Origin of the sequence: Prochlorococcus sp. MIT 1303 (genome assembly GCF_001631965.1) — a bacterium.
Taxonomy (GTDB): Bacteria; Cyanobacteriota; Cyanobacteriia; order PCC-6307; family Cyanobiaceae; genus Prochlorococcus; species Prochlorococcus marinus_D.
In genome coordinates, this window is the sequence record NZ_LVHK01000026.1 from 1 (window position 1) to 23540 (window position 23540).

A 23540-nucleotide genomic window follows, 5' to 3' on the forward strand; every position below is an offset into this window, starting at 1 on the left:
TGAGGGGAGTGGAGAAGTTCGACCCAACCCGTGGCTACAAGTTTTCGACCTATGCGTATTGGTGGATTCGTCAGGGGATCACGCGTGCGATTGCGGAGAAGAGCCGGACGATCCGTCTGCCGATCCACATCACGGAGATGCTCAACAAGCTCAAGAAAGGCCAGCGAGAGTTAAGTCAGGAGATGGGACGCACGCCAACAGTGAGCGAACTTGCAGAGTTTGTGGAGTTGCCCGAGGAGGAGGTGAAGGATCTGATGTGCCGTGCCCGTCAGCCGATGAGTTTGGAGATGAAGGTGGGAGATGGGGATGAAACGGAGTTGCTTGAGTTGCTTGCCGGGGAAGAGGAGTTACCGAGTGAGAAGGTGGAAGTGGATTGCATGAAAGGCGATTTACGTAGCTTGCTAGAAAAGTTGCCCGAGCTGCAGGGTCGTGTGCTGCGGATGCGTTATGGAATCGACGGAGGCGAGCCGATGAACCTCACCGGGATTGGCCGCATCCTCGACATCAGTCGTGATCGTGTTCGCAATCTGGAGCGCCATGGACTCAATGGTTTGCGCCAGTTGAGTGAAACGGTTGAGGCCTATGCGGCTTGCTGAATGATTCTGAGCAGCAGCGGATTGACCTCTTCAGGAGCTTCGTCGTGTGGGCAATGCCCTGCACCATCGACCACTGATAGGGAGCGGATACAAGGCAGCAACGCAGCCCAGCGACGGGCTTCCTGCAACGGTTCCCATGGATCGGCTGCCCCCCAGATCAGATCCACTGGCATGTTTAGATCAGCCATCAGTTCTGGCGCCAGGTAGTCGTCGAAGATGTTGATGAAACCGTGGAAGGCTTCTGCAGCACCTGGTCTATCGGCTGGTTTTTGCAGCATGCTCACCAAGGATCTGTCTAGATTGTTGCCGCTGGGGTAAGCCTGCTTCAGCACCCGCTTGATCACCATCGGGTTTGCTGCGTTGCGAAAGAGGCTGTTGCTTAGCCATCGCTGCTGAACCAGACTTTTCAGCCAGGGACGAGTCCAGCGCATCAAGCTGGGCTGTTCGTCTAATCGCTTGTCGTCCAAGGTGCGCTGGGCGCAGTTGATCAGAACGACACCGTCGCAAGCCTCTTCGAGGAGCTGGGCGGCACGTAACGCAATCACGCCGCCGATTGAATTGCCCACAATGCGCACAGGGATCTGCACTACTTCGCGGCAGAAGGCGGCGACCTGGGCTCCCCAGCCATCAAAGTCGTAGCAGAAATCGCCTTGCTGCGGGGCTTCACCCCGCAGTCTTGCCCTTGGTTGGCTGCTGCCACCAAAGCCGAGGAGATCGATGGCGTAGCAGGGGCTTATTTGGGCCAACACCGATTGGTTATGGCGCCAATGCTCCTTGCAGGCTCCAAAGCCGTGGATGAGCAGCGTTGCTGAATTGGCATGATCTGCAGTGCCTGATCTGCTCCAAGCCACCTGCCAATCCTGCCAAGTCCAAATGTGATCTTCGGCGTTTGTCAAATCTGTGGTTCGCTGCTGAACCAGCGCTCCTCTAGATGCTTCACCACAACATAAAAGGGCGGTACCACTCCTAGAGACAGCACTGTGGCCACCACCAGGCCTCCAAAAATCACAGTGCCCAGTGATTGTTGGCTATGGGCACCAGCTCCATTGGCCACCACTAGAGGCAGGAAGCCGGCTAAGGCTGCAATAGCAGTCATCAGGATTGGCCGTAAGCGGGATTCGGCCGAGGCAATTACAGCATCACTCGGGGTCATGCCGTTTTTCAGATTTTGTTCGGCGACTTCCACAATCAGGATGCCGTTCTTCGCCGCCAGGCCGATGAGGGTCACCAGGCCAACCTGGGCATAGATGTTGAGGTCGATCGAGCGGATCGCTAGAAACGCCAACGCTCCAAGCATCGCTAATGGCACAGTCATCAGAATGATGACTGGTGTGACATAGCTCTCGTATTGGGCAGATAGCACCAGATAGACGATGAGCAGTCCGAGTCCGAAGACCATGATGCTTGCGCTACCTGCAGATAACTGCAGTGCAGCCAATCCGGTGAAGGCGTAGCCGATGTTGGAGAAGTCTTGTTTTTGGAAGAGGTTTTGAATGGCCTGTAAGGCTTGGCCTGAACTTTTGCCGACGGCCTCCGCACCCTGAATGAGCACTGTGCGGTAGAGGTTGTAATGGCTGATGACTGGGGGCGCACTGCTCAGGTCTGCGGAGGCGAACTGTGAGACTTGTACAAGCTCGCCATCACGACTGCGCACGTAATAACTCAGGATGTCGTTAATGTCGTTGCGTTGTTCGGCTGATGATTGCACATAGATGTTGCGGACTTGACCGTTTTCGTATGTGAGGCCTGAATAGTTGCTGCCAGCCAGGGTGGCGATTGTGTTCATTGCCTCCTGATAGTCAACGTTTAAGGCTCCCATCACAGCGCGGTCGACTTGGAGTCCGAAGGCCGGAGCGCTGGGAATGAACTGGGTGTAAAGGCTGGAGAATTCGCTGCTCGCTTTACCGGCTTTGATCAGATCATTGGCAAGCCCATCCAGTTGGTTGAAGCTGTAGGACCCGTTGCTGAGATCATTGAACTGGAAGTAAAAACCTCCCTGGGATGAGAAGCCCGGGACTGCAGGAGGTTGGGCAGAAACCGCCATGGAACTACTGAGCTTTTCTAACTTGGCGTTAAGCCGATCGACGATGGCTGCTGCACTGTTGCTGTTGCCTTTGCGTTCATTGAGAGGCTTAAGGCCAAAAAAGAATGCACCCTGATCGGGGCTGGAGCCATTGAAACCGAAGCCACTCACAATTGACGCTGCATCGATGTTCTTTTCGGTTTTGAGCAGCTCGGCAATTTGTTGCCCTGTTTGTTGGGTTTGGCTGAGTGAGGCGCCATTTTGAAGCTGGTAAAAACCCAATCCATAACCTTGGTCTTCTTCCGGGATGAAGGCAGAGGGAATGGCAGTGAAGGCGAAGGCAGTCAGCAGGATGCCACCAGCGAGACTGGCCAGGATTAAGCGGCGTTTGCTGATTAACGATTTGATCAGTTGCGCATAACGCTTTTGTAAATCATCGAAAAAGCTGTTGAAACGACGAAAAATTAAAGGGAGGTTGCTGCTGGCGATGACACCCAACACCACACCAAGTACGTAGGTCCAGCTGCCGAAAGCAGTTGCTGTGAAGCGACCAAAGGCCAATCCCACTAACACTCCTGCGAGGATCCAGCCCCAACCTTTGGGTTCCCGAGGCTTGTCGCTACGTAGAATTAATCCTGACAACATTGGGGAGAAAGTTAGGGCGTTAAATGCTGAGATCGCAATTGAGAAGGCAATGGTTAGGGCGAATTGCTTGTAGATGATGCCAATGCCACCCGGGTAGAAGGCCACTGGTACGAAGACGGCCATCAGGGCTAAAGCGGTGGCCACTAAGGCGCCAAATAGTTCTCCCATGCAGGCCAGTGCTGCCTGGCGAGGACGCATCCCCGATTCGATGTTTTTTGATATAGCTTCGATCACCACAATTGCATCATCGACCACCAATCCCGTAGCGAGGACTAGGCCAAGCAGGGTGAGTTGATTAATGGAGAAATCGAAGACTTTAAGGAAGGCAAAGGTGCCAATTAGAGAGATTGGGATAGCTAAGCTCGGAATGACTGTTGCTCGCCAGTTCTGCAGGAAAAGAAAGAGAATGAGCAGCACAAGGACAATTGCAAGCCCAAGGGCATCAACGACTCCTTCAACAGAGGATTCAATAAATTGGCCAATGTTGTAGATCTGCGACACGTTGACCCCTGGTGGAGCTGCGGCAGCAAACGCATCGATTACTTTCACGACGTCATTGGAGACGTCTAAGGCGTTGCTATCAGGTGTCTGGTAGACAGCCAGTGTCATGGCTGGGTGCCCATTCACGTCGATTGCATCGGCTGTAAAAGTATTAGAGCCATAAATCACTTCGCCAATATCTTTTAGCAGTAATAGATTGCCAGTTGTCGTTCGACTAACGATGAGGTTGTTGAAGTCTTCGATGGAAACAAGATTGCCATTATTTTCAACCAGGATTGGGTATGTGTAGGCTTGGTCTCCTGTTGCAGGAGGGCCCCCTACAAGGCCTCCAATCGCCACGCTGTTCTGGCTTTTTATAGCATTGATGATGTCTTCGGCAGTTAGTTTGTTGGCTGCCAGTTTGTCGGGATTGATAAATAGCCAATAGGCTGGATTGGCTCCACCCAGTACGCCAACATTGGCAACCCCTGGGACTCTGCCAAGGGGGTAATAGAGCTGCTCATAAATCAGGCCATTGAGATAATTAGCGTCAAATTGACCCTGCGTTGAACCAACTTGGTAGGCCAGCAGGATGGATGGATTGCTTTGTTCAACGGAAACACCCGTCGCCTGAACTTGCTCCGGTAGCTGGGGCATAGCCAGGGAAACCCGGTTTTGCACATTGACTTGGTCGATATTGATATCGGTTGACTCATCGAAGTAGACATTGATTGTGCTTTGCCCCTCCATGTCACTGGTGGACGAGATGTAGTTAACGCCAGGAACACCGTTGATCTGTTGCTCTAACGGATTGGTGACAGCTTGTTCGGTGACTAGCGAATTTCCGCCGCCATAGTTTGCTGTGACTTGGATCAGTGGACTGGCGATATTTGGCAGGTTGGCGATTGGTAAGGAAGGGATTGCGATAATTCCTACCAGCACGATGAGAATGCTGCAGACTGTCGTCAGAACTGGTCTTTTGATGAAATTGTCGGAGAACGCCATGCTTTATTCAGTTGCTTCCCTTCTTGGCAGCTTGTGTTGGCGCAATCTTCACGGGCATGCCGTTACGCAGTAGTGCTGTGTTGCTTGAAACAACTTGCTCACCTTTTTGCAGGCCTGATTTCAATGGGTAGAGGTTGTTTTGCAGTTGGCCCAGGGTGACAGCTCTTTGCAACACAATCGGCGTGCTATTAGGTAATGATTCGAGCTTCTTTTTGGTTGCTTCGGGTAATGAGCTTGATGCTTTGATTTTGGGGAGTGCTTTGCTTAGTGGTACAACAACGTAGACAAAGGGTTGTTGGGCCTCCATAAATACCGCTTGAACAGGAACAGCAAGGCTTGTAAATTTCCCCGTCACGATCTGACTTTTGACAAATTGTCCAGTTTTTAACTTACCCGTGAGGTTGGGAAAGGCTGCTTTCACCATGAGTGTGTTTGGAGACTTATTTGTTCCACTCAGCTCGTAATAGGGCGAGATAAAGACAACGGAGCCCTGCCCTGTTAAAGGCGGTGTGGTTTGGGATGCAACCATCACCGTTTGCCCCAGTTGCACCTGGTTGGCTTGCGTTGCTGGGATCTGCATCATTGTCCACAGCATCGAATCGTCAACGATGCCTGTAATCGTTTGCCCTTTCTTCACGTAGTCGCCAAGTTTCACCTTGTCCAGATCGCCGATTAGGCCATTGATTGGTGCGCGTACGAATTTGTAGCCGAGGGTGGCTGCATCGGCTTTTGCCTGATCTCGCGACTGGATTGCCTGCACTGCATATTTGTCGCGAGTCTTGGCTGATGTTGCACCCTGTTGGTAGAGGAACTCATAACGCTCAGCATTGAGTTGGTCTTTCCTTGCTTCGGATTGTGCGGAGTCCAGGGCAGCACTTTGTTGCTCGTTGTCGAGCACCAGGATGGTTTGACCAGCTTTAACGCGTTGCCCATCCTTGGCGAGGATTTTGATTACTGTGCCGTCGGTCTGTGGTTTTAAGGCCACGTTTTTGGTCGACTCCAGCATGCTGACGGCACTGACCATTGGCGCAAAATTGGTTGAGGTGATTCGGGTTGCCTCAACCGTCATGAATTTGTGAGCAGCCTTATGGGTGCAGCTCGTCACCATCAAGACGGCCCCTAGCAGGGCAAAGGTGGTGGAGCCAGATGCCATCAGAACGTGCTTTTTCGCGGACGATAACCTTCCTTGCATCTAGTTGCTCTGGCGAAGGTTCACCCGTGATGAACGTTAGGTGCTCCTACCTTCTGACCCAAGAGTTTCTTTAGGGTTGTTTGACCTTTGTGCGCCGCATTTATGGGAGCGGATTTGCTCAGGGTCTGGAGCGCTGCTACAGGGTTGCTGTTGGTGCTTTTCCTGATGCTCCATTTGGGTGGAGTTGTGATGGCGCCTTTTGCACCTGCGAGCTTTGAGATTTATGCAGCGGCCTTGCATCAGTCGGCTTGGTTGCCGTTCGCAGAATTTGGCTTTTTAGCTGCAGTTTTAATTCACTTGGGCCTGAGTTTGGCCAAGCTGATTGTTAATCGACGAACTGGTAATCGTGCTGCTCTTGTTAGCCGCCGAGGTGATCGCCTTGCTGTTTTAGCAGCACGTAGTCAGGCGATTGGTGGTTTGCTTCTGCTTGGGTTTCTGGCAGTGCATCTCTTGCAGTTGCGCTGGCCCAGGCCACCTGCTGGCGAGGAGCTGATAGCGCTGCGGGCTTTGTTGTCTCAGCCTGCAAACTTGGGCCTCTATCTATTGGCCGCTATCGCCGTCAGCCTGCACCTATTCCACGGTGGTGAGGCCGCTCATCGCAGTTTGGGATTGCTTGATCCAGCTAATGGTTTTCGCATTCGGCGCGTCTTTCGCATGCTGGCGTTGCTTGTGGGCGGGGGCTTCAGCGTGGTGGCGTTGCTGGTCTATGCCTCAGCGTTGCAGATGGGTCAGTGATGAATGGTTTGCCTGATCCTCGTCTCCCATCAGGCACGATCGCCGATGCATGGAGCCGCACGCAAGGATCGCTGCCATTAATCAGCCCATCGCGCAAACGGGAACTTCAGTTGTTGGTGGTAGGCACGGGTTTGGCTGGGGCTTCGGCGGCGGCAACCTTGGCCGAGCAGGGTTATCAAGTGCGTGTGATCAGCTTTCACGACAGTCCTCGACGAGCACACTCAGTGGCCGCCCAGGGAGGGATCAATGCCGCTCGCTCTCTGCTTGTGGATAGTGACAGCGTTAGCCGCCTCTTTATCGATACCCTTCGCGGCGGTGACTTCCGTGCGCGTGAGGCAGGTTGCCAGCGTTTGGCTGAGATCAGTAGTGCGATCATCGACCAGTGCGTTGCTCAGGGGGTTCCCTTTGCCCGTGAGTACGACGGAACACTTTCGACCAGAAGAATGGGAGGGGCGTCGGTCAGTCGCACCTTTTATGCTCGCGGTCAGACTGGTCAGCAATTGCTCTGCGGCGCTTATCAGGCGTTGATGCGTCAGGTGGCGCTTGGTCAGGTGGAGTTGCTTTGTCGTCGCGATGTTTTGGAGCTCATCAAGGTGGATGGCGTGTGCCGAGGGGTGGTGTGTCGTGATCTGCTCAGTGGTGAATTGGAGGTGCATACCGCTCAGGCTGTGTTGCTAGCGAGTGGTGGCTATAGCAACGTCTACTTCCTTTCGACAAATGCACTTAAATCGAATGCAAGTGCCATTTGGCGGGCTCATCGTCAGGGAGCTTTATTCGCGAACCCTTGCTTCACCCAGATCCACCCAACCTGCATTCCCAGTGGTGATCCTTATCAGAGCAAGCGAACCTTGATGAGCGAGAGCTTGCGCAATGACGGCCGTGTTTGGCTGCCATTAGATTCTGGAGATCAGCGTTCAGCTGTTGAGATTCCTGAGGCCCAGCGGGATTATTTCCTTGAACGTCAGTATCCGGCCTACGGCAACATGGTGCCCAGAGATGTGGCTTCACGCCGTGCCAGGGAGCTCTGCAAGGCGGGGCATGGTGTGGGCCCTGGTGGCCAAGCCTTTTATCTCGACCTGAGTGATGCGATCTCGAGTCAGGGGCGAGAGGTGATTGTGGAGCGATACGGCAACCTCTTGGAGATGTATGAGCGAATTACGGGTGAGGATCCGTTGATGACACCAATGCGCATCTCTCCAGCCCCCCATTACACGATGGGTGGTCTCTGGGTTGATTACTACCTGATGAGTTCGATCCCTGGATTGTTTGTGCTTGGTGAGGCCAACTTCTCTGAGCATGGTGCGAATCGTCTCGGCGCTAGTGCTCTGATGCAAGGTTTGGCTGATGGCTACTTCATTGCGCCGGCTACCGTCACTGCTTGGTTAGCAGGCCATACCACCACGCATGTTGCTGGTGATCATTTGGCTTGCCGCGAGGCTCTGGTGCGGGCCAGTGGGCGGATTGATCTTTTGCTCAAGGGGGCGGCTCAACGGTCGGTCGATTCTTTTCATCGTGAACTTGGAGCTGTGATGATTGACCGCTGCGGTATCAGCCGTGATGCCGAAGGGCTGCGTGCTGGCTTGGAAGATGTGGCATTGCTGGAGCAGCGTTTTCATGCTGAGGTAAGCGTGCCCGGAGGTGTAGAGGGTCCTAATCCTGAGCTCGAGAAGGCGTTGAGGGTTGCTGATTTCTTTGGGATGGCCAAGTTGATGTTGCGCGATGCCTTGGCGAGAGAGGAGTCTTGTGGAGCCCACTTCCGTGAAGAGCATCAGACAGAAGAAGGCGAAGCTCGGCGTGATGATGAGAACTTTGCCCACATTGCTGCTTGGGAAGATCGCGAGCGGGCCGAGCCGATTCGCCATGCTGAGCCGCTCAACTTCACGAGCTTGAAGCCCAGTCAACGTCGTTATCGATGAGCCGTAAACTTTCGCTCACGTTGCGTATTTGGCGTCAGGCGTCAAGCAACAGTTCCGGTGCTTTCCATGTCTACCGGCTTGAGCAGATTTCTGCCGACATGTCGCTATTGGAGGCTCTTGATCGTCTCAATGAACAGCTGATTGCTCAAGCCAAGCGTCCGGTGTCTTTCGATCACGACTGTCGCGAGGGTATTTGTGGTAGCTGTGGCTTTCTTGTTAATGGTCAGGCCCATGGGCCTCAGACCGGCACCACTTTGTGTCAGCTCTATCTGCGCCAGTTTGCTGATGGCGACACATTGACGCTGGAGCCATGGCGGGCACGAGCTTTTCCTCTCATTCAAGATCTAATGGTGGATCGTGCGGCTTTTGATCGGTTGATTGCAGCTGGTGGCTATTGCTCGGTGAATACGGGCCAGGCTCCGGATGGCAATGACTTGCTGATAGAGAAGGATCAAGCTGCCTCTGCCTTTGAGACGGCTACTTGCATCGCTTGTGGTGCATGTGTCGCTAGTTGTCGTAATGCCTCGGCAAGTTTGTTTGTGGCGGCCAAATTGGCCCATCTGGCTCAGTTGCCTCAGGGGCAACCTGAGCGGAAACGCCGGGCGAAGAGGTTGCACGAGCGTATGAGCGAGGAGGGTTTTGGTAGTTGCAGCAGCAACTTGGAATGTGAGGCGGTGTGTCCGAAGCAAATTTCAGCTGACTGGATCAGCTGGATGCATCGTGAGGCACGTTGACTTTTAGTTGATTTTGGGGGGAGTTATTAAGTGATCAGTTTGATTTGGTACAGCACTTCCTCTAATGCATCGGCTGCCATTAGGCCTGCGAACCGTTGTGGATGGCTTTCATTGACGCAGCTGCTTAGTGGAGTGAGCAGGGTGGATGGTTTGGGGTGACAGAACTGCACAACGCTTAGGCGCTCACGATCCCATTCGCTCGGCGCTAAGACGCGGTGCCAGCCGGTTGGGATGAGTCCATTGCTGATCCGTTCAAGCATCAAACCACTGTTGACGATCACTTGGCCTTCAGGCGCAATGGCATCAACCCAACAGCCATCGATGTAGACCTGTAGGCCTGGGGCCGTGGCTCGCGGCAATGCTGTAATCAGGTTGATGTCGCCATGGGCTGCGGCCCACATGTGCCCTGCAGCAGGGGCTTGGTTCATGGGTGGGTAGCGGATTGCTCTGGTGAGCGTTGGTGCGTCTTGCACAAGATCAGTGAAAAAATCATGATGGCAACCAAGGCCAGTAGCGATGATCCGCAGCACGCGACGCTGCAACTCGGCGATGGTTTGGTGGAAGGCTTGCAGCACTCCAGTGATTCCTGGCACGGCTACTTCTGGTAGGAGTTGTTCTGGATAGAGCGTGGGGAAACGTTGGCGTAAGGGGTGTTTGTCTGGGAGTGGTAATGCCCAGTTGAGCATTTCCTTCCAGTCGGGCAGCTTTTCGCCTGCGGCTGTTTCGACGAGTGTGTCTGTATAGCCAGTTTGGCCAAAGGCTTCAGGCACGTTGAATTGTCGTTTTGTTGTCGTTGCAAGAGCAAAGAAATGGCTCAACATCCCGTAGGCCTCATCGAGAAGAGCAGCGGGGAGATCACTGGTGGTCACCACAAACCCTGTGCCGAGGCTGCGCATCAATCCGTCAACAACAGCGGCTTGTTGAAATCTCGTGCCCTGTTCAAAAGCCAGCAGGTCAACATCGAGAATCGTCTGGGTCAAGCCATTGCCTGGTTGAACGAACGCTGAAATAGTGCCTTAAAAACTCGTTGCAGCCCAGATCACTCTTGAGAGGTTGGTGGTCAGTTGTTGATTCATTTTGGCGACTTCATGGCTCAGGGGTTAGAAGGTGCGAGTCAACAGTGGCGAGAGTTGTTCGATAAACGTTGGCCCGAGATGCGTCAGCAGCTGTTGGATTGGTGGGAAGTCCATGGTCGCCAGGACATTGCCATCAAGCCGTGGATGTTCACCGTCGATGGACGTTGGCCCGAACCAAACGAAGATCTCTCGCCCTACGGCATTTGGATCGCTGAGGTGATGCTCCAGCAAACCCAGTTGAGGGTGATGCGTCCCTACTGGGAGCAGTGGATGGTGGTGTTGTCAACGGTGCAGCATTTGGCTGCTGCTGAAGAGCGCCAAGTGTTGTTGCTGTGGCAAGGCCTGGGCTATTACTCTCGTGCCCGCCGGCTGCATCAGGCGGCGAGTCAATTGGCGGCTTCCCCTCTGCCCTCTTCTCTTGAGGCTTGGCAGGCTGTCCCGGGTATTGGTCGCACCACGGCAGGGAGCATCCTTTCCAGTGCATTCAATACACCAGTGCCAATTCTTGATGGCAATGTGCGTCGTGTGCTGGCCAGACTTCAGGCTTGCTTGGATTCACCCCAACGAGCTCAGGCAAGTTTTTGGCAGTGGAGTGAAGCCCTTCTCGATCCTTTGCGGCCAAGAGATTTCAATCAGGCCTTGATGGATTTGGGTGCTTTGGTTTGTACGCCTAGGACCCCCAGTTGTCAGTTATGTCCTTGGCAAAGTAGTTGTGCTGCCTACGCTGCTGGAGAGCCAAGCCACTTCCCCGTGAAGGATGCGAGCAAGCCCATTCCCTTCCAGGTGATTGGTGTGGGGGTCGTACTGAACGAAGCGGGTGAGGTCTTAATTGATCAGCGGCTTAATGAGGGTTTACTGGGCGGCATGTGGGAATTCCCTGGTGGTAAGCAGGAGCCAGGTGAAGCCATCGAAGCCACCATTGCTCGCGAGCTCAGGGAGGAATTGGCGATTGAAGTGCAGGTGGGTGAGCAGCTGATTGCTCTTGACCATGCCTACAGCCATAAGAAGCTTCGCTTTGTTGTTCATCTCTGCCGTTGGATTTCAGGAGAGCCCAAGCCTTTGGCGAGTCAGCAGGTGTGCTGGGTGAAGCCTGAAGATCTTTCTGCCTATCCCTTCCCGGCAGCTAATGCGCGCATGATTGCCACGTTGATTGATCATCTTCGCGCAGACATGCTTAGCCAGCGTTCCTAGCTTCATCTCAGTAGCTGCTAACTGATGACGGGGACCAATCCTGTTCACAGCCATGAGCCTGAGGTGATTTGCTTGGGCGAGGCGTTGGTGGATCGTCTTGGACCGCTGGGGGGAGATCCAGCTGTGGATCAGCCTGTGGAGGATTGCCTAGGGGGAGCCCCTGCCAACGTGGCTTGTGGCTTAGCTCGGCTTGGTAGCAAGGTGGCTTTTTTAGGACGTCTTGGAGACGATGCCATCGGGGCCAGGTTTCGAGAATTGTTTGATACTCGAGGCGTGAACCTTGCTGGTCTGCAGACCGATCAGCGCCGACCCAGTCGCATTGTGTTGGTGCGTCGTGATCTCGATGGGGAGAGGGTGTTCCAGGGTTTTGCAGGCGACCGCGGAGACGGTTTTGCTGATCAGGCTCTGTCTTTAGATGAGTTGGCGGCCAGCTGGCCTTTGCTGGTAGGGAAGGCGAGCTGGTTGTTGATCGGCTCCATTCCTTTGGCCACACCAGCTTCCGCCCAAGCCTTGCTTTGGTGCGTTGAGCAGGCACAAACAGCAGGGCTTGAGATAGCCCTGGATGTCAACTGGCGTCCAACCTTCTGGGATCCTGGCCGTTCTCCCGATAGTGGCCCTGATGAGAAGGCCTTGCAGGCGATTGCGCCGCTTCTTGAGCGTGCTTCTCTGCTCAAACTGGCTAGGGAAGAGGCCGTTTGGTTCTTTGACACTGACGACCCTGCAGTGATTGCGCGATCCCTTCCGCAGCAGCCGGATGTGGTTGTGACCGATGGGGCGCGTCCGGTGCGGTGGTGGATAGGGGATTGTGTTGGTGAGCTTGCAGCGCTTTCTCCCCCTTCAGTTATCGACACCACCGGTGCTGGCGATGCTTTTACTGCAGGATTGCTGCATCAATTTTTGATGGATGCCTCATCTCAACGAGATCTGATCAAGGCCCGGGAGATGGTTCTTTTTGCTGCAGCCTGTGGCGCGCTTGTTTGTGGAGGGGCTGGTGGTATCGATCCGCAGCCGTCTCAGATGCAAGTGGAGGAGTTTTTGGGGTCGGTCGCAGGTGACGTGAACTGAGCCAGACGACCTCCTTGAGCTCGATGCTGCAATTGCAATCTCCAGGCTTCAGGCAAGTTCAGGCTTAATCGATCAGGCCATTCCACGGCCATGAGGGCACCTAGTGCTTGGGCTTCTTCTTCCTCTTGCAGAAATAGCTCATTGGCAGTGCTGGGTTGCTCCAAGCGGTAGAGGTCCAGATGGATCAGAGGAGGATTCCCGTCCGGGTAGTGCTGAGCAAGAGCGTATGTAGGCGATGTGATCGGCTCACGGATGCCGAGAGCGGTTGCAATGCCTTGTACGAGAGAGGTTTTGCCCGCTCCCAGGGGCCCTTCTAGCAACAGCACTGATAAAGCAGGTAGCCGCTGGACAAGTGCTCTTCCTAGGCATCGAGTGGCATCAAGATTTTCAAGAATCCATGAGTCATCTGTAGATTGCCCCGTAAGCGATCCCGAAGTCTCGGCGACTTCGCTGAGATTTCCGTACACGATTCCCCCAAGGGAGCTTTGAACCATGGTGGCAGTGCCCACATCAACGGCCTCGTTGCAGGCCCCCCCTCAATACGTCGTAGCAGACATCGACCTCGCGGATTTTGGCCGCAAGGAATTGAGCATTGCTGAAACTGAGATGCCAGGTTTGATGGCCCTCAGGGTCAAGCACGGCAGTGAAAAACCTCTCAAGGGGGCTCGCATTGCTGGCAGTCTGCACATGACCATTCAGACCGGTGTGTTGATTGAGACGCTGGTGGCCCTCGGTGCTGACGTGCGCTGGGCTTCATGCAACATTTTTTCTACTCAAGATCATGCTGCTGCTGCTATTGCCGCTAGCGGCGTGCCTGTGTTTGCAACCAAAGGCGAGACCCTTGATGAGTATTGGGCTTATACCCATCGCATTCTCGAGTGGGGTGATGGCGGCACTCCCAACATGATCTTGGATGACGGCGGTGATGCGACTGGCTTGGTGATGCTTGGCAGCAAGGCCGAGAGCGATCGTTCTGTACTGGATAACCCTGGCAACGAGGAAGAGACGGCATTGTTTGCCTCGATTCGTACCAAGTTGGCCCAGGACTCCAATTTTTATTCCCGCATCAAGAGCAATATTCAGGGGGTGACAGAAGAGACAACTACGGGTGTCGCGCGTCTGTATCAGATGCAAAAGAGCGGTGAATTGCCTTTCCCTGCGATCAATGTCAATGATTCGGTGACTAAGAGCAAGTTCGACAATCTTTATGGTTGCCGTGAATCCTTGGTGGATGGCATCAAGCGGGCCACTGATGTGATGGTTGCTGGAAAGGTGGCTTTGGTGATGGGCTATGGCGATGTGGGCAAGGGTTCAGCTCAATCGCTACGGGGCCTTGGTGCCACAGTGATGATTGCTGAAATTGACCCCATCTGTGCTCTTCAGGCAGCGATGGAGGGCTATCGGGTGGTGCGTCTGGATGAGGTGGTTCAGGATGTCGATATCTTTGTGACCTCCACAGGCAACTTTCAGGTGATTCGCCATGAACATCTGATCCGTATGAAAGATGAGGCTATTGTTTGCAATATCGGTCACTTTGATAATGAGATTGATGTTGCATCTTTGAAGGATTATCAGTGGGAGAATATCAAGCCTCAGGTTGATCACATCACTCTTCCCAGCGGAAATAAGATCATTCTTCTGGCTGAAGGGCGCTTGGTTAACCTTGGCTGTGCGACCGGTCACCCGAGCTTTGTGATGAGCAATTCCTTTACCAATCAGGTGTTAGCTCAAATTGAGTTGTTTTCGAAAGGTGATCAGTATGCCGATCAGGTGTATGTGTTGCCTAAGCACCTCGATGAGATGGTGGCTCGACTTCACTTGGAGAAGATCGGTGCGAGGCTTACTCAGCTCACCAAGCAGCAGTCCGATTACATCAGTGTGCCTATTGAAGGTCCGTATAAACCCGACCATTATCGCTACTGATTGTTGCCAGGCAGGCAAGCTTGCTTCACAGAATTAGGTTTGCCTGCCCGGCAAGAAGATAACCTGCGAGTTGTTATAGATTGAGTGGCACAAAGAGATCAATGCAGCTGACTAAAATTGTTTTTTGATTGGGAAAATAAAAAAGTTGGTTTTAGCGAATTACATCCTGCCGGCTCAACATTTTTTGCTATTGAAGCGGCCAGCCAAATTCTTGACCAGCTTTGCATTGAAGTCTTGTTTGTAATTGGACCGGTTGTTAATAGTCAGCTTGCAGTGAATCTGGGAGGTCAATGCTTAGGTCTTGAGGCTATCAGTAATCAGTAATCAGGAAATATTTGAAGATGTCTTCCGAATGATTCGTCGACGCATTGTTGAGGTCTAAGGAGGCGTTGAGACCCGTGAAGAGTGGCGACCTCTGTGAATCTTCTGTGACCGCGGCTGATCGCATGACCTTAAGGAACCCCGGTCCCATGGAAGACTTGCCTGGTTATGCGCAGACTCCATGGGGCTTTCTGAACTGATTACTCAGTTGCCGGAGTTGATCGGCCAGGCCGTGGAGGCGAACCAGTGGATGGGTTATGGCGCGATATTCGCGGCCATGTTTCTGGAAAATCTCTTTCCACCGATTCCATCCGAGTTGATCATGCCTCTTGGCGGGTTCTATGTGCAGCAGGGGCAGCTGCAGTTCTTACCAGTGGTGTTGGCCGGTTTGTTGGGCACCTTGTTGGGTGCTCTTCCTTGGTATGGCATTGGGCGGGCTATCAATGAGCAACGGCTTGAGGTTTGGCTCAGCCGACATGGTCGTTGGATCGGTATCAGTCCGGCAGAACTTGCGCGTAGCCGTCGTTGGTTTAATCGTTACGGCACGGCGTTGGTGTTTTGGGGACGGCTAGTGCCTGGCATTCGTACCTTGATCTCTGTGCCTGCAGGCATTGAATTGATGCCTTTCGCACCTTTCCTGATCTGGACAACAGCAGGCAGCCTGATCTGGACTTTGCTACTCACCCTGGCTGGGTTGGGGCTTGGAGAGGGTTACAGCAATGTGGAGCTGTGGATAGATCCTGTCTCCAAGGTTGTCAAGGGGGCCCTGGTTATTGCGGTTTTGGCTGCAGTGGTGTGGCTGGGCCTGCGCATTTGGCGCAGGCGTCATCACACTCATTGATTAATGAGTTATTTAGAAGGGCACTTCCTCTTCGCTTGGGCCGTCTCCAAATCCCCCTCCGCCAAAGTTGCTCGCTTCTGCATCCCTTTTTGATCCTAGAAGTTCTAGACGGTCCACACGAACAACAGGTTTGGTTCGCTCTTCTCCGGTGTTGCGATCGGTCCAGCGGTCCAGTTTGAAGCTACCGATGATACCCAGCAGAGATCCTTTCTTGACATAGTCCGCCGCGACTTGAGCCTGCTTGCCCCAGATCTCTAGGTTGAACCAGTCTGGCTCGTCGTCGCGACTGCGACGGTTCACAGCCATGGTGAGGTTGGCGACAACTGTTCCCGATTCGAAGTAGCGAACTTCTGGATCACGGCCTGCTCGGCCGACGAGTGTGACGGAATTTACGCTCATGAATGAAACCTATTTGTTTGAGTTTGGTCAATGATGCGCCACGGTTTAAGTGGCTGCTTATAAGGAGTTCCACCCTCATCGCTGGGTGTAACAAGCTGCATTGGCTACGACACCTATGATTCGCCGACTTGAGTCCAGCGCTTGTGTTTTTTCGTCGCTTTCAACTGTCACGCGACATCGGCATTGATCTTGGTACGGCCAATACCCTGATTTACGTGTCGGGCAAAGGGATTGTGCTTCAGGAGCCTTCTGTCGTAGCCCTGGACTTGGAGAACGGTGTGCCTCTGGCGGTTGGTGACGATGCCAAGTTGATGCTTGGCCGAACCCCTGGCAATATTCGCGCCGTGCGTCCACTGCGCGATGGCGTGATCGCCGATTTCGATGCAGCTGAGCAGATGCTGAAGACTTTCATTCAGAAGGGCAATGAAGGTCGAGGCATTGTTGCTCCTCGCTTGGTGGTGGGTATCCCGAGCGGAGTGACCGGTGTCGAACGGCGTGCCGTGCGGGAGGCAGGCATGGCAGGAGCTCGGGAAGTTCATCTGATTGATGAGCCTGTTGCAGCCGCCATTGGAGCTGGTCTGCCTGTTACTGAGCCAATTGGAACGATGATCGTTGATATAGGAGGAGGCACAACCGAGGTGGCGGTGCTCAGCTTGGGAGGAACTGTGTTGAGTGAGTCGGTTCGCGTGGCCGGTGATGAAATTAGTGATGCCATTGGGGTTTATTTGAAGAAGGTTCACAACCTTGTCGTCGGTGAGCGCACGGCGGAGGAGATCAAGATCCGCATTGGCTCCGCTTTCCCCAATCACGAGTTTGATCAGCAGGCCATGGATGTGCGGGGTCTGCACCTGCTCTCCGGTCTGCCACGTTCGATCAATTTGCAGGCTGGAGACTTGCGGGAGGCGATAGCAGAACCCCTCAACGTGATTGTGGAGGCCGTGAAGCGCACCCTTGAGCGCACACCACCAGAATTAGCTGCTGACATTGTTGACCGTGGCATCATGCTTGCTGGTGGAGGAGCTTTGGTGCGCGGGATAAGCGATTTAATTAGCCATGAGACAGGCATCTTTACTCATGTTGCAGAGGATCCATTGTTGTGTGTGGTCAATGGCTGTGGTCAGGTACTCGAGGATTACAAGCGACTTCGCAGGGTGCTTGATACTCCGGAATTCACTCGCTCTTCAATGACGGCTTGAATCGATGGGGGTTTCCCCGTGGCAGGCATCTTTCCGTTGGTGGCGTTGGCGTGGAGTTTTGCCTTGGCTGTTGTTAGTGGCAGCGCTTGGTTTGGTTCGTTGGAGTAAAGGCGCCAGTTTTGCCGATGCTTATGCCCTTCTTAGTCGGCCGTTTTGGCCTGGATCAGCCCAGCGAGAATGGATCCAGTCTGGTTTTCAGCTCGAGCAACAGAGCAAACTTCGGTTGCTTGAACAGGACAATCAAAGACTTCGCGGGTTGCTTGCTCTTGGTCAGGCCTCAGGATCTGCTCGCATTTCCGCGGCTGTGATTTCCCGTACCCCGAAGGGGTGGTGGCAGCAACTGGAACTGGGCAAGGGGCGATTGCATGGCATTGCTCAGGGTGATGCTGTGATGGGGCCAGGAGGATTACTGGGGAGAATTCAAAGTGTCACCCCTGCCACTGCACGTGTTCAACTGCTCACTGCGCCAGGTAGTCGGGTTGGAGTTTGGATACCGCGAACCAAGCGGCATGGACTCTTGGTTGGTGTGGGTACGAGTAGGCCTCAGTTGGAGTTTCTCGATAAGAATCCCTATGCAGTGCCAGGTGATCTTGTCAGCATCTCGCCTGCCAGCACATTGTTGCCCGCCAGCCTGCCTGTAGGGGTGATTCAGAAAGTGGATGACCGAGCAGTTCCTGCTCCTCGTGCAGCTGTTCAGTTAATCGCTGCCCCAGAAGCCATCGATTGGGTGCAGGTGCAGATTCGCTGATGGCGCGCCTTCATCAGCAACCGATTTGCTTGGCTTCAAGCCTCTTCGTGCCTTGGCTGACCCTCGCTGCACCGACCTGGTTGAGCCTGTCTGGGGTGGGTCCGTGCTGGGCGGTGTTGTGGTTGTTGCCTTGGGCCCTTGTTGATGGACCTGTCTCTGGACTCACTGCTGGACTTTGTCTTGGCTTGGTATTGGATGGCCTCAGCCTTGGTGGTGCGAGTCAACTGCCGGCGTTGATGGCGCTTGGATGGTGGTGGGGGCGGCTAGGCAGGCGTGCTCCACCGATTCAGGGCAGTTTCAATCTCGGATTATTGGCATGGATAGGTACAGCTCTGGTTGGCTTGAGTCTTTGGCTGCAAACGCTTTTTATTCAGTTCGATAGCTCTGTGTCTTGGCTTCAGTCCTGGGGGTTGCATACCTTTTTGGCACAGTCGTTGATTACTGGTTTGGTTGCTCCTCTGCTGGTGTCATGGATGCTGTTGATTTGGCGGCGGCTGGCTCGCGCTTGAACAGGTCATGAGAATGCTGCGGTCACGAAGAAAGTTTTTTGTTGCAGGCCTCGTGGTGCTTGGTGCAGCCTTGATTGGTTGGGGTTGTCGACCGAAGCAGGGATCTTCAACTGATTTGCAGCTCTGGACGTTGCAACTGGCGCCGAAGTTCAACCCCTATATGGCGGGGGTCATCAAAAACTGGCAGCAGAATCACCCCGGCGCGCTGGTGCGTTGGACAGATCTCCCCTGGGGATCAGTGGAGCGCAAGTTATTGGCTGCGGTGTTCGCGCGCACCGCACCAGACCTAGTCAATCTCAATCCCCCCTTTGCTGCAAATCTTGCCAGCAAAGGGGGGATTAGGGATCTGACGCCTTTGCTTCCAGACGATGCAGCCGAACGCTACCTTCCCTCGGTTTGGGAGTCTGGCCTGGATGCTGAGGGGCGACAGATCGCCATTCCTTGGTATCTAACGGTACGGCTGAGTTTGGTTAACCAGCAGTTGTTGCGACAAGCCGAACTTGATGCTCCACCGCGACGTTGGCAGGATGTACCTGCCTATGCGCGACGCATTCGTGAGCGCACAGGTCGCTATGGCCTATTCGTCACTGTGGTCCCTGACGATTCGACTGAACTGCTTGAGTCGATGGTTCAGATGGGAGTCACTTTGCTGGATTCTCGGAGGCGGGCTGGTTTTGCTACTCCAAAGGGTCAACGTGCTTTTGCCTTCTGGACCGATCTTTATCGGCAAGGTCTCCTGCCTCGAGAGGTGATAAGCCAGGGTCAGAAGCGAGCGATAGAGCTTTATCAGAGCGGTGAGTTGGCCATGTTGGCGAGCGGGGCTGAATTCCTACGCACGATCCAGACAAACGCTCCGGCTGTGGCCAGGGTGACTAACTCCTATCCACCTCTTGTCGGTGGTGATGGCAATGCGAATGTCGCTGTGATGACGTTGGTTGTGCCTCGTCAGAGCAGGCGCCAGCAGGAAGCCGTTGATTTTGCCTTGTTTCTAACCAATGGGGTTAATCAGGCAACTTTTGCGCAGCAAGCCAAGGTGTTGCCATCGTCTAGAAACGCCTTGCGACAGGTTCAGATTGCTCTTAAGGCTGAGCGTCCGGAGTCACGTGAGGCTGCTCAGATCCTCTCTGCCAGAGCATTGTCTGCCAAGACTTTGAAGCGGGCGAAAGTTTTGGTTCCGGCTTTACCTGGGATCAAGCGTCTGCAGAGCATTATTTATACCCAGTTACAGCGGGCGATGCTCGATCAAATCAGCAGCGATGAGGCTGTGGAAGAGGCTGCTCGTCAGTGGAACCGCTATGCAGAAGCTAGATGGCCCTGAAGTGCTATCAATTAGGAATTGATGCTTAAGTATAAGTACCTTTTAATTCTTAAATAAATAGAAAAACTGTGATTTCTCAAGGGTGTTAGCGATTTTTACTTAAGGCGGAAGGTTAAGGTTGTGTTTCTTCATGAGGAAACGCTCATATGTCACATCCGGGGGGTTTATCTCAGTTCCAAGGCAATGATGGGTCTGAGACTCAGGCTCCCGGGAATCCGAAGGCAACCATCCTTGTCGTTGACGATGAGCCAGCAGTCCTCCGGATTTTGGTCATGCGACTTCAACTGGCTGGCTATCGGGTGATTTGTGCCGAGGACGGGGAAGAGGCTCTTGAGATTTTTCATCGAGAACAGCCTGACTTGCTTGTGCTCGATGTGATGCTGCCCAGGCTCGATGGTTTTGCTGTTTGTAGAAGGCTTAGGGCTGAGTCTTGTGTGCCGATTATTTTCCTCTCAGCATTAGAGGCGATTTCTGAACGTGTGGCTGGACTTGATCTTGGGGCAGATGATTACATTCCTAAGCCCTTTAGTCCAAAGGAACTTGAGGCTCGTATTGCCACGATTCTGCGTCGGGTTGGTCCAGGGTCCGCTACGTCTGAAATCAGAGATCTGCCAGTTGGGCAGGGTGTTCTGAGAGTTGGTGATTTGGTGGTGGACACGAATCGCCGCCAGGTGAGTCGTGCAGGAGAGCGTATTGGCCTCACCTACACCGAATTCAGTCTTTTGGAACTGTTGTTCCGTGAACCTGGACGGGTGGTACCCAGGGCCGAAATCTTGGAGCAGCTCTGGGGTTATCCCCCTCGCCGGGCGGCCGACTTGCGTGTGGTCGATGTTTATGTAGCTCGTTTGCGTGGCAAGCTCGAGCCAGACCCGCGCAATCCAGAGCTAATCCTTACGGTTCGTGGAATTGGTTACTCCTCCCAGCGCGTTGGGGATATTCCTGCTCCTGCTCCTGCTCCTGCTCCTGCTCCTGCTCCTGCTCCTGCTTCGGTTGCCGTTGCGAGTTGATTAAGTCGATGGGGTGAGTAGAGCAACGACTCCATCGACCGGCAAGATGGCGAGGTCAGTCCTGAGTGCCTTGTCTGAGCTGCGTGAGACTCGCCTGGAAAAGGCACAAGCCCTCAAAGAGCTGGGGAATGGGCCTTATGCCCTGCGCTTTGAGTCAAGCCATCGCACCGCTAACTTGCAGGCGGATCATGCTGATTTGGCCAAGGGGGAGGAGAGGCTTCTCACTGTGTCTGTGGCTGGTCGGGTGATGACCCGTCGCGTCATGGGCAAGTTGGCTTTCTATACCTTGGCGGATGAGACCGGCACGATTCAGTTGTATTTGGAGAAGGCGACCATTGATGCGGCTGCATCAAATGAGCTGGCTTCAGGAACTTTTGTTCAGCTCACTACTCTTGTTGACGCGGGCGACTGGATTGGGGTCACAGGCGTGCTTCGTCGCACTGACCGTGGTGAGCTTTCGGTGAAGGTTCAGCAGTGGCAGATCTTGAGCAAATCATTGCAACCCTTGCCGGATAAGTGGCACGGTTTAGCTGATGTGGAGAAGCGCTATCGGCAACGCTATCTGGATCTGATCGTGTCGCCTCAGTCGCGTGAGACTTTTCGCCGCCGGGCATTGATGGTGAGTGCAATCCGTCGATGGCTCGATGATCGTGCCTTCTTGGAAATCGAAACACCGGTGCTTCAGGCTGAGGCCGGTGGCGCCGAAGCTAGGCCATTCATTACTCACCACAACACACTCGATCTTCCTCTTTATCTGCGTATTGCTACAGAGCTGCATCTCAAGAGGCTTGTGGTTGGTGGTTTTGAGCGGGTCTATGAGCTTGGGCGCATCTTTCGTAACGAGGGGATGAGTACCCGCCACAACCCTGAATTCACTTCTGTAGAGGTCTATCAGGCCTATGCGGATTACATCGACATGATGGTCCTTACTGAGCAGCTGATTTCCTCAGTTTGTACTCAGATCTGTGGGTCTACGAGGATCACTTATCAAGGTATAGAAATCGACCTAACGCCCCCTTGGCGTAGAGCCAGCATGCACGAACTGGTGCAAGAGGCGACGGGGCTTGATTTCATGGGTTTTGCTGACCGTGCGGTAGCGGCTTCGGCTATGGCGCAGGCAGGTCTAGAGGTCCCTTCTAAGGCCGATAGTGTTGGCCGCTTGCTTAATGAGGCCTTTGAACAAGCAGTGGAGTTAAGTCTGATCCAGCCAACATTTGTGCTCGATTATCCGATTGAGATCTCGCCTCTTGCCCGACAACATCGCAGCAAACCAGGATTGGTCGAGCGCTTTGAATTGTTCATTGTGGGTCGGGAAACAGCCAATGCTTTTAGTGAGTTAATCGATCCCCTTGATCAGCGTCAGCGGCTTGAGGCTCAGCAAGCACGTCGTCAGGCTGGGGACCTGGAGGCTCATGGGGTTGATGAGGATTTTCTTCAGGCTCTTGAGGTGGGGATGCCCCCTACCGGCGGCTTGGGTATTGGCATCGATCGCTTAGTGATGTTGTTCACCGATAGCCCTTCAATACGTGATGTGATTGCTTTCCCTCTGCTTCGACCGGAGCTCAAAACTTAATCTTCAACGTTGGGAACCGCCGCAGTGGATAATTAACTCAATGGCATGGTCCTATTTCTATGAGTGGCGAGCGCGTAGGTTTCCGCTTCAAACACGCCGATGCGGTGGTCAAGCGCAATCCCCAGGGTCGATCCAGGCGCGGGTGGGTGATGGAACCCGTTGAGCAGACCACCAGTCGCGGCACCAAGATGCCCGCCTATCGCATTCGCTGGCGTGATAGCGAGCGTCCAGAAATTGTGCTTCAGCACATGCTGATTGCTGATCCAGACCCAACTCCTCCTCCGGAGAACGTGAGTCTTGAGCCTCCGGCCCCAAAAGCCTGACTTAATTAGTCTTGTCGCGTTTGCGCATGAGCTCTTGCAGTTCTTGTTGGGCTGCGAATCGTGTCCAGTCCTCTTCAAGAGTGGAGCTATCTCTTGCTGACTGTTCAGAAAGTGCACAAAATTTCTGTTCGACGTCTTTGAAGCGATTGCCCAGTTGATCCAAATCGGACCAGAGTTGCCGACCCTGCTCCATTAAATCGGCTATGTGTTGATCGGCCCGATCGGCCAGGGCCGAGGCTCCTGCCTTTCTGGCTCGATTCGATCGAGTGCTCCACTCCCGAACTGTGTCGGCAAGGGTGAGGAGTTGCCGGCGAAGTTCCTCTGCTTCTTTTTGAAGTTGCTGTCGCTGCCTTTTCAGGTTTTGGTAATGGTCTTTTTGGTGTTGTTGGTGGAGGAGTAACTCCTGATATGGATTCTCTCGGAGGAAGTCGGTCAACCTCTCTTCTAAGACTCGTTCCAGTTCATCGAGCCAGGTTGCGCTCATGACTGATCTGGGGCACGAGTGATCAGTGGGGCTTCGATCTCTTCTTGCAGGGGTTTGATAGCGCCCTCACGCGAGTGCAGTAACAGTTGGGTGAGTCTTGCCAAGCTTCCTTCCCCTAGGTCAAGCACTGTCAGTCGTTCAAAAGCCCTTCGGTAGATTGCTTCTAGCTCCAGGATCAGGCTTTCACGCTCTTGTCGCACGTTCTGGCGTTGCTGCTCTCGGCTCATTTAGCACTTCTTC

Annotated in this window: 25 protein-coding genes; 16 read left to right on the forward strand and 9 right to left on the reverse strand. The window is 53.9% G+C overall.

Annotated elements, in window-relative coordinates:
• The coding region (locus PMIT1303_RS01000) for a sigma-70 family RNA polymerase sigma factor (RefSeq protein WP_156486861.1) at positions 1 to 596 on the forward strand (596 nt) is incomplete at its 5' end.
• Here the strand turns inward: PMIT1303_RS01000 and PMIT1303_RS01005 are convergent.
• From PMIT1303_RS01005 to PMIT1303_RS01015, 3 genes are read right to left on the reverse strand one after another with little or no spacing between them, the layout of a single operon-like run.
• A complete protein-coding gene (locus tag PMIT1303_RS01005) occupies positions 581 to 1492 on the reverse strand; it encodes an alpha/beta fold hydrolase (protein WP_063397158.1) in 912 nt (303 codons plus the stop codon). The genes PMIT1303_RS01000 and PMIT1303_RS01005 overlap by 16 nt on opposite strands.
• On the reverse strand, positions 1489 to 4749 hold the full coding sequence (locus PMIT1303_RS01010; protein ID WP_063397159.1) for an efflux RND transporter permease subunit: 3261 nt from the start codon (positions 4747 to 4749) through the stop codon (positions 1489 to 1491). The genes PMIT1303_RS01005 and PMIT1303_RS01010 overlap by 4 nt, the downstream gene beginning before the upstream one ends.
• Before the next feature lie 7 nt (positions 4750 to 4756).
• Positions 4757 to 5902 (reverse strand): efflux RND transporter periplasmic adaptor subunit, encoded by a 1146-nt coding sequence (locus PMIT1303_RS01015; RefSeq protein ID WP_369818693.1) that lies wholly within the window; start codon positions 5900 to 5902, stop codon positions 4757 to 4759.
• A gap of 141 nt (positions 5903 to 6043) precedes the next feature.
• On the opposite strand from PMIT1303_RS01015, the gene PMIT1303_RS01020 reads away from it, so the two are divergent.
• The 3 genes from PMIT1303_RS01020 to PMIT1303_RS01030 are packed head-to-tail and all read left to right on the forward strand — an operon-like array spanning position 6044 to position 9326.
• A complete protein-coding gene (locus PMIT1303_RS01020) occupies positions 6044 to 6676 on the forward strand; it encodes a succinate dehydrogenase cytochrome b subunit (RefSeq protein WP_063397160.1) in 633 nt (210 codons plus the stop codon).
• Entirely contained in the window at positions 6676 to 8592 is a 1917-nt protein-coding gene (locus PMIT1303_RS01025) for a fumarate reductase/succinate dehydrogenase flavoprotein subunit (protein WP_063397161.1), read from the forward strand. The genes PMIT1303_RS01020 and PMIT1303_RS01025 overlap by 1 nt, the downstream gene beginning before the upstream one ends.
• Positions 8589 to 9326, forward strand: coding sequence for a succinate dehydrogenase/fumarate reductase iron-sulfur subunit (locus PMIT1303_RS01030; protein WP_063397162.1), 738 nt, complete (start codon positions 8589 to 8591; stop codon positions 9324 to 9326). Before PMIT1303_RS01025 ends, PMIT1303_RS01030 begins: the two co-directional genes overlap by 4 nt.
• A gap of 26 nt (positions 9327 to 9352) precedes the next feature.
• Here PMIT1303_RS01030 and PMIT1303_RS01035 read toward each other — a convergent pair whose 3' ends face one another.
• Positions 9353 to 10306: an isopenicillin N synthase family oxygenase gene (locus PMIT1303_RS01035; protein WP_063397163.1), complete on the reverse strand. Its 954-nt coding sequence runs from the start codon at positions 10304 to 10306 to the stop codon at positions 9353 to 9355.
• 108 nt (positions 10307 to 10414) lie between these two features.
• Between PMIT1303_RS01035 and mutT the strand changes: the two genes are divergently transcribed.
• Positions 10415 to 11593 carry an 8-oxo-dGTP diphosphatase MutT gene (mutT, locus tag PMIT1303_RS01040; RefSeq protein WP_369818694.1) on the forward strand — a complete coding sequence of 393 codons (1179 nt, stop codon included), beginning with the start codon at positions 10415 to 10417 and terminating at the stop codon, positions 11591 to 11593.
• Between the two features lie 24 nt (positions 11594 to 11617).
• Entirely contained in the window at positions 11618 to 12658 is a 1041-nt protein-coding gene (locus PMIT1303_RS01045; RefSeq protein WP_063397164.1) for a carbohydrate kinase, read from the forward strand.
• On the opposite strand, the gene tsaE is transcribed toward PMIT1303_RS01045, so the two are convergent.
• Positions 12607 to 13152 carry a tRNA (adenosine(37)-N6)-threonylcarbamoyltransferase complex ATPase subunit type 1 TsaE gene (gene tsaE / locus PMIT1303_RS01050; RefSeq protein ID WP_063397165.1) on the reverse strand — a complete coding sequence of 182 codons (546 nt, stop codon included), beginning with the start codon at positions 13150 to 13152 and terminating at the stop codon, positions 12607 to 12609. The two genes, PMIT1303_RS01045 and tsaE, sit on opposite strands and share 52 nt — an antisense overlap.
• Here tsaE and ahcY point away from each other — a divergent pair.
• Together ahcY and PMIT1303_RS01060 are read left to right on the forward strand one after the other, a co-directional pair.
• Positions 13151 to 14581 carry an adenosylhomocysteinase gene (gene ahcY, locus PMIT1303_RS01055; protein WP_063397166.1) on the forward strand — a complete coding sequence of 477 codons (1431 nt, stop codon included), beginning with the start codon at positions 13151 to 13153 and terminating at the stop codon, positions 14579 to 14581. The genes tsaE and ahcY overlap by 2 nt on opposite strands.
• Before the next feature lie 117 nt (positions 14582 to 14698).
• A complete protein-coding gene (locus tag PMIT1303_RS01060; RefSeq protein ID WP_063397167.1) occupies positions 14699 to 14905 on the forward strand; it encodes a hypothetical protein in 207 nt (68 codons plus the stop codon).
• Here the strand turns inward: PMIT1303_RS01060 and PMIT1303_RS13870 are convergent.
• On the reverse strand, positions 14892 to 15029 hold the full coding sequence (locus tag PMIT1303_RS13870) for a hypothetical protein (RefSeq protein WP_231901192.1): 138 nt from the start codon (positions 15027 to 15029) through the stop codon (positions 14892 to 14894). The two genes, PMIT1303_RS01060 and PMIT1303_RS13870, sit on opposite strands and share 14 nt — an antisense overlap.
• Positions 15030 to 15083: 54 nt before the next feature.
• Between PMIT1303_RS13870 and PMIT1303_RS01065 the strand changes: the two genes are divergently transcribed.
• A complete protein-coding gene (locus PMIT1303_RS01065; RefSeq protein ID WP_063397168.1) occupies positions 15084 to 15743 on the forward strand; it encodes a DedA family protein in 660 nt (219 codons plus the stop codon).
• Between the two features lie 12 nt (positions 15744 to 15755).
• On the opposite strand, the gene PMIT1303_RS01070 is transcribed toward PMIT1303_RS01065, so the two are convergent.
• The gene (locus PMIT1303_RS01070; protein WP_011129520.1) at positions 15756 to 16142 is read right to left on the reverse strand and encodes a single-stranded DNA-binding protein; all 387 of its coding nucleotides are present in this window, start codon (positions 16140 to 16142) and stop codon (positions 15756 to 15758) included.
• Between the two features lie 143 nt (positions 16143 to 16285).
• Between PMIT1303_RS01070 and PMIT1303_RS01075 the strand changes: the two genes are divergently transcribed.
• The 7 genes from PMIT1303_RS01075 to PMIT1303_RS01105 all read left to right on the forward strand — a co-directional run bounded on the left by PMIT1303_RS01075 (position 16286) and on the right by PMIT1303_RS01105 (position 22816).
• On the forward strand, positions 16286 to 17338 hold the full coding sequence (locus tag PMIT1303_RS01075; RefSeq protein ID WP_011129521.1) for a rod shape-determining protein: 1053 nt from the start codon (positions 16286 to 16288) through the stop codon (positions 17336 to 17338).
• A gap of 4 nt (positions 17339 to 17342) precedes the next feature.
• Positions 17343 to 18086: a rod shape-determining protein MreC gene (gene mreC, locus PMIT1303_RS01080; protein WP_063397169.1), complete on the forward strand. Its 744-nt coding sequence runs from the start codon at positions 17343 to 17345 to the stop codon at positions 18084 to 18086.
• Positions 18086 to 18595 (forward strand): hypothetical protein, encoded by a 510-nt coding sequence (locus tag PMIT1303_RS01085; RefSeq protein ID WP_063397170.1) that lies wholly within the window; start codon positions 18086 to 18088, stop codon positions 18593 to 18595. Before mreC ends, PMIT1303_RS01085 begins: the two co-directional genes overlap by 1 nt.
• A 13-nt stretch (positions 18596 to 18608) precedes the next feature.
• Positions 18609 to 19913, forward strand: coding sequence for a sugar ABC transporter substrate-binding protein (locus tag PMIT1303_RS01090; RefSeq protein WP_063397171.1), 1305 nt, complete (start codon positions 18609 to 18611; stop codon positions 19911 to 19913).
• A 146-nt stretch (positions 19914 to 20059) separates the two neighbouring features.
• The gene (rpaB, locus tag PMIT1303_RS01095) at positions 20060 to 20920 is read left to right on the forward strand and encodes a response regulator transcription factor RpaB (protein WP_063397172.1); all 861 of its coding nucleotides are present in this window, start codon (positions 20060 to 20062) and stop codon (positions 20918 to 20920) included.
• Positions 20921 to 20966: 46 nt separating this feature from the next.
• Positions 20967 to 22493: a lysine--tRNA ligase gene (gene lysS, locus PMIT1303_RS01100; RefSeq protein WP_082824410.1), complete on the forward strand. Its 1527-nt coding sequence runs from the start codon at positions 20967 to 20969 to the stop codon at positions 22491 to 22493.
• Between the two features lie 59 nt (positions 22494 to 22552).
• The gene (locus tag PMIT1303_RS01105; protein ID WP_006042532.1) at positions 22553 to 22816 is read left to right on the forward strand and encodes a hypothetical protein; all 264 of its coding nucleotides are present in this window, start codon (positions 22553 to 22555) and stop codon (positions 22814 to 22816) included.
• Position 22817: 1 nt separating this feature from the next.
• On the opposite strand, the gene PMIT1303_RS01110 is transcribed toward PMIT1303_RS01105, so the two are convergent.
• Both PMIT1303_RS01110 and PMIT1303_RS01115 read right to left on the reverse strand, forming a co-directional pair.
• A complete protein-coding gene (locus PMIT1303_RS01110) occupies positions 22818 to 23300 on the reverse strand; it encodes a hercynine metabolism protein (RefSeq protein WP_063397173.1) in 483 nt (160 codons plus the stop codon).
• On the reverse strand, positions 23297 to 23527 hold the full coding sequence (locus tag PMIT1303_RS01115; protein WP_063395118.1) for a hercynine metabolism small protein: 231 nt from the start codon (positions 23525 to 23527) through the stop codon (positions 23297 to 23299). The genes PMIT1303_RS01110 and PMIT1303_RS01115 overlap by 4 nt, the downstream gene beginning before the upstream one ends.
• Positions 23528 to 23540 lie beyond the last annotated feature (13 nt).

Coding starts and splice junctions, on each gene's coding strand:
- PMIT1303_RS01010 (WP_063397159.1), bottom strand. CDS start 4,749: ATGGCGTTCTCCGACAATTTCATCAAAAGACCAGTTCTGACGACAGTC.
- PMIT1303_RS01015 (WP_369818693.1), bottom strand. CDS start 5,902: ATGGCATCTGGCTCCACCACCTTTGCCCTGCTAGGGGCCGTCTTGATG.
- PMIT1303_RS01020 (WP_063397160.1), top strand. CDS start 6,044: ATGGGAGCGGATTTGCTCAGGGTCTGGAGCGCTGCTACAGGGTTGCTG.
- PMIT1303_RS01025 (WP_063397161.1), top strand. CDS start 6,676: ATGAATGGTTTGCCTGATCCTCGTCTCCCATCAGGCACGATCGCCGAT.
- PMIT1303_RS01030 (WP_063397162.1), top strand. CDS start 8,589: ATGAGCCGTAAACTTTCGCTCACGTTGCGTATTTGGCGTCAGGCGTCA.
- mutT (WP_369818694.1), top strand. CDS start 10,415: ATGGCTCAGGGGTTAGAAGGTGCGAGTCAACAGTGGCGAGAGTTGTTC.
- PMIT1303_RS01045 (WP_063397164.1), top strand. CDS start 11,618: ATGACGGGGACCAATCCTGTTCACAGCCATGAGCCTGAGGTGATTTGC.
- ahcY (WP_063397166.1), top strand. CDS start 13,151: ATGGTGGCAGTGCCCACATCAACGGCCTCGTTGCAGGCCCCCCCTCAA.
- tsaE (WP_063397165.1), bottom strand. CDS start 13,152: ATGGTTCAAAGCTCCCTTGGGGGAATCGTGTACGGAAATCTCAGCGAA.
- PMIT1303_RS13870 (WP_231901192.1), bottom strand. CDS start 15,029: ATGCGATCAGCCGCGGTCACAGAAGATTCACAGAGGTCGCCACTCTTC.
- PMIT1303_RS01065 (WP_063397168.1), top strand. CDS start 15,084: ATGGGGCTTTCTGAACTGATTACTCAGTTGCCGGAGTTGATCGGCCAG.
- PMIT1303_RS01070 (WP_011129520.1), bottom strand. CDS start 16,142: ATGAGCGTAAATTCCGTCACACTCGTCGGCCGAGCAGGCCGTGATCCA.
- mreC (WP_063397169.1), top strand. CDS start 17,343: ATGGGGGTTTCCCCGTGGCAGGCATCTTTCCGTTGGTGGCGTTGGCGT.
- PMIT1303_RS01085 (WP_063397170.1), top strand. CDS start 18,086: ATGGCGCGCCTTCATCAGCAACCGATTTGCTTGGCTTCAAGCCTCTTC.
- PMIT1303_RS01090 (WP_063397171.1), top strand. CDS start 18,609: ATGCTGCGGTCACGAAGAAAGTTTTTTGTTGCAGGCCTCGTGGTGCTT.
- rpaB (WP_063397172.1), top strand. CDS start 20,060: ATGTCACATCCGGGGGGTTTATCTCAGTTCCAAGGCAATGATGGGTCT.
- lysS (WP_082824410.1), top strand. CDS start 20,967: ATGGCGAGGTCAGTCCTGAGTGCCTTGTCTGAGCTGCGTGAGACTCGC.
- PMIT1303_RS01105 (WP_006042532.1), top strand. CDS start 22,553: ATGAGTGGCGAGCGCGTAGGTTTCCGCTTCAAACACGCCGATGCGGTG.
- PMIT1303_RS01110 (WP_063397173.1), bottom strand. CDS start 23,300: ATGAGCGCAACCTGGCTCGATGAACTGGAACGAGTCTTAGAAGAGAGG.
- PMIT1303_RS01115 (WP_063395118.1), bottom strand. CDS start 23,527: ATGAGCCGAGAGCAGCAACGCCAGAACGTGCGACAAGAGCGTGAAAGC.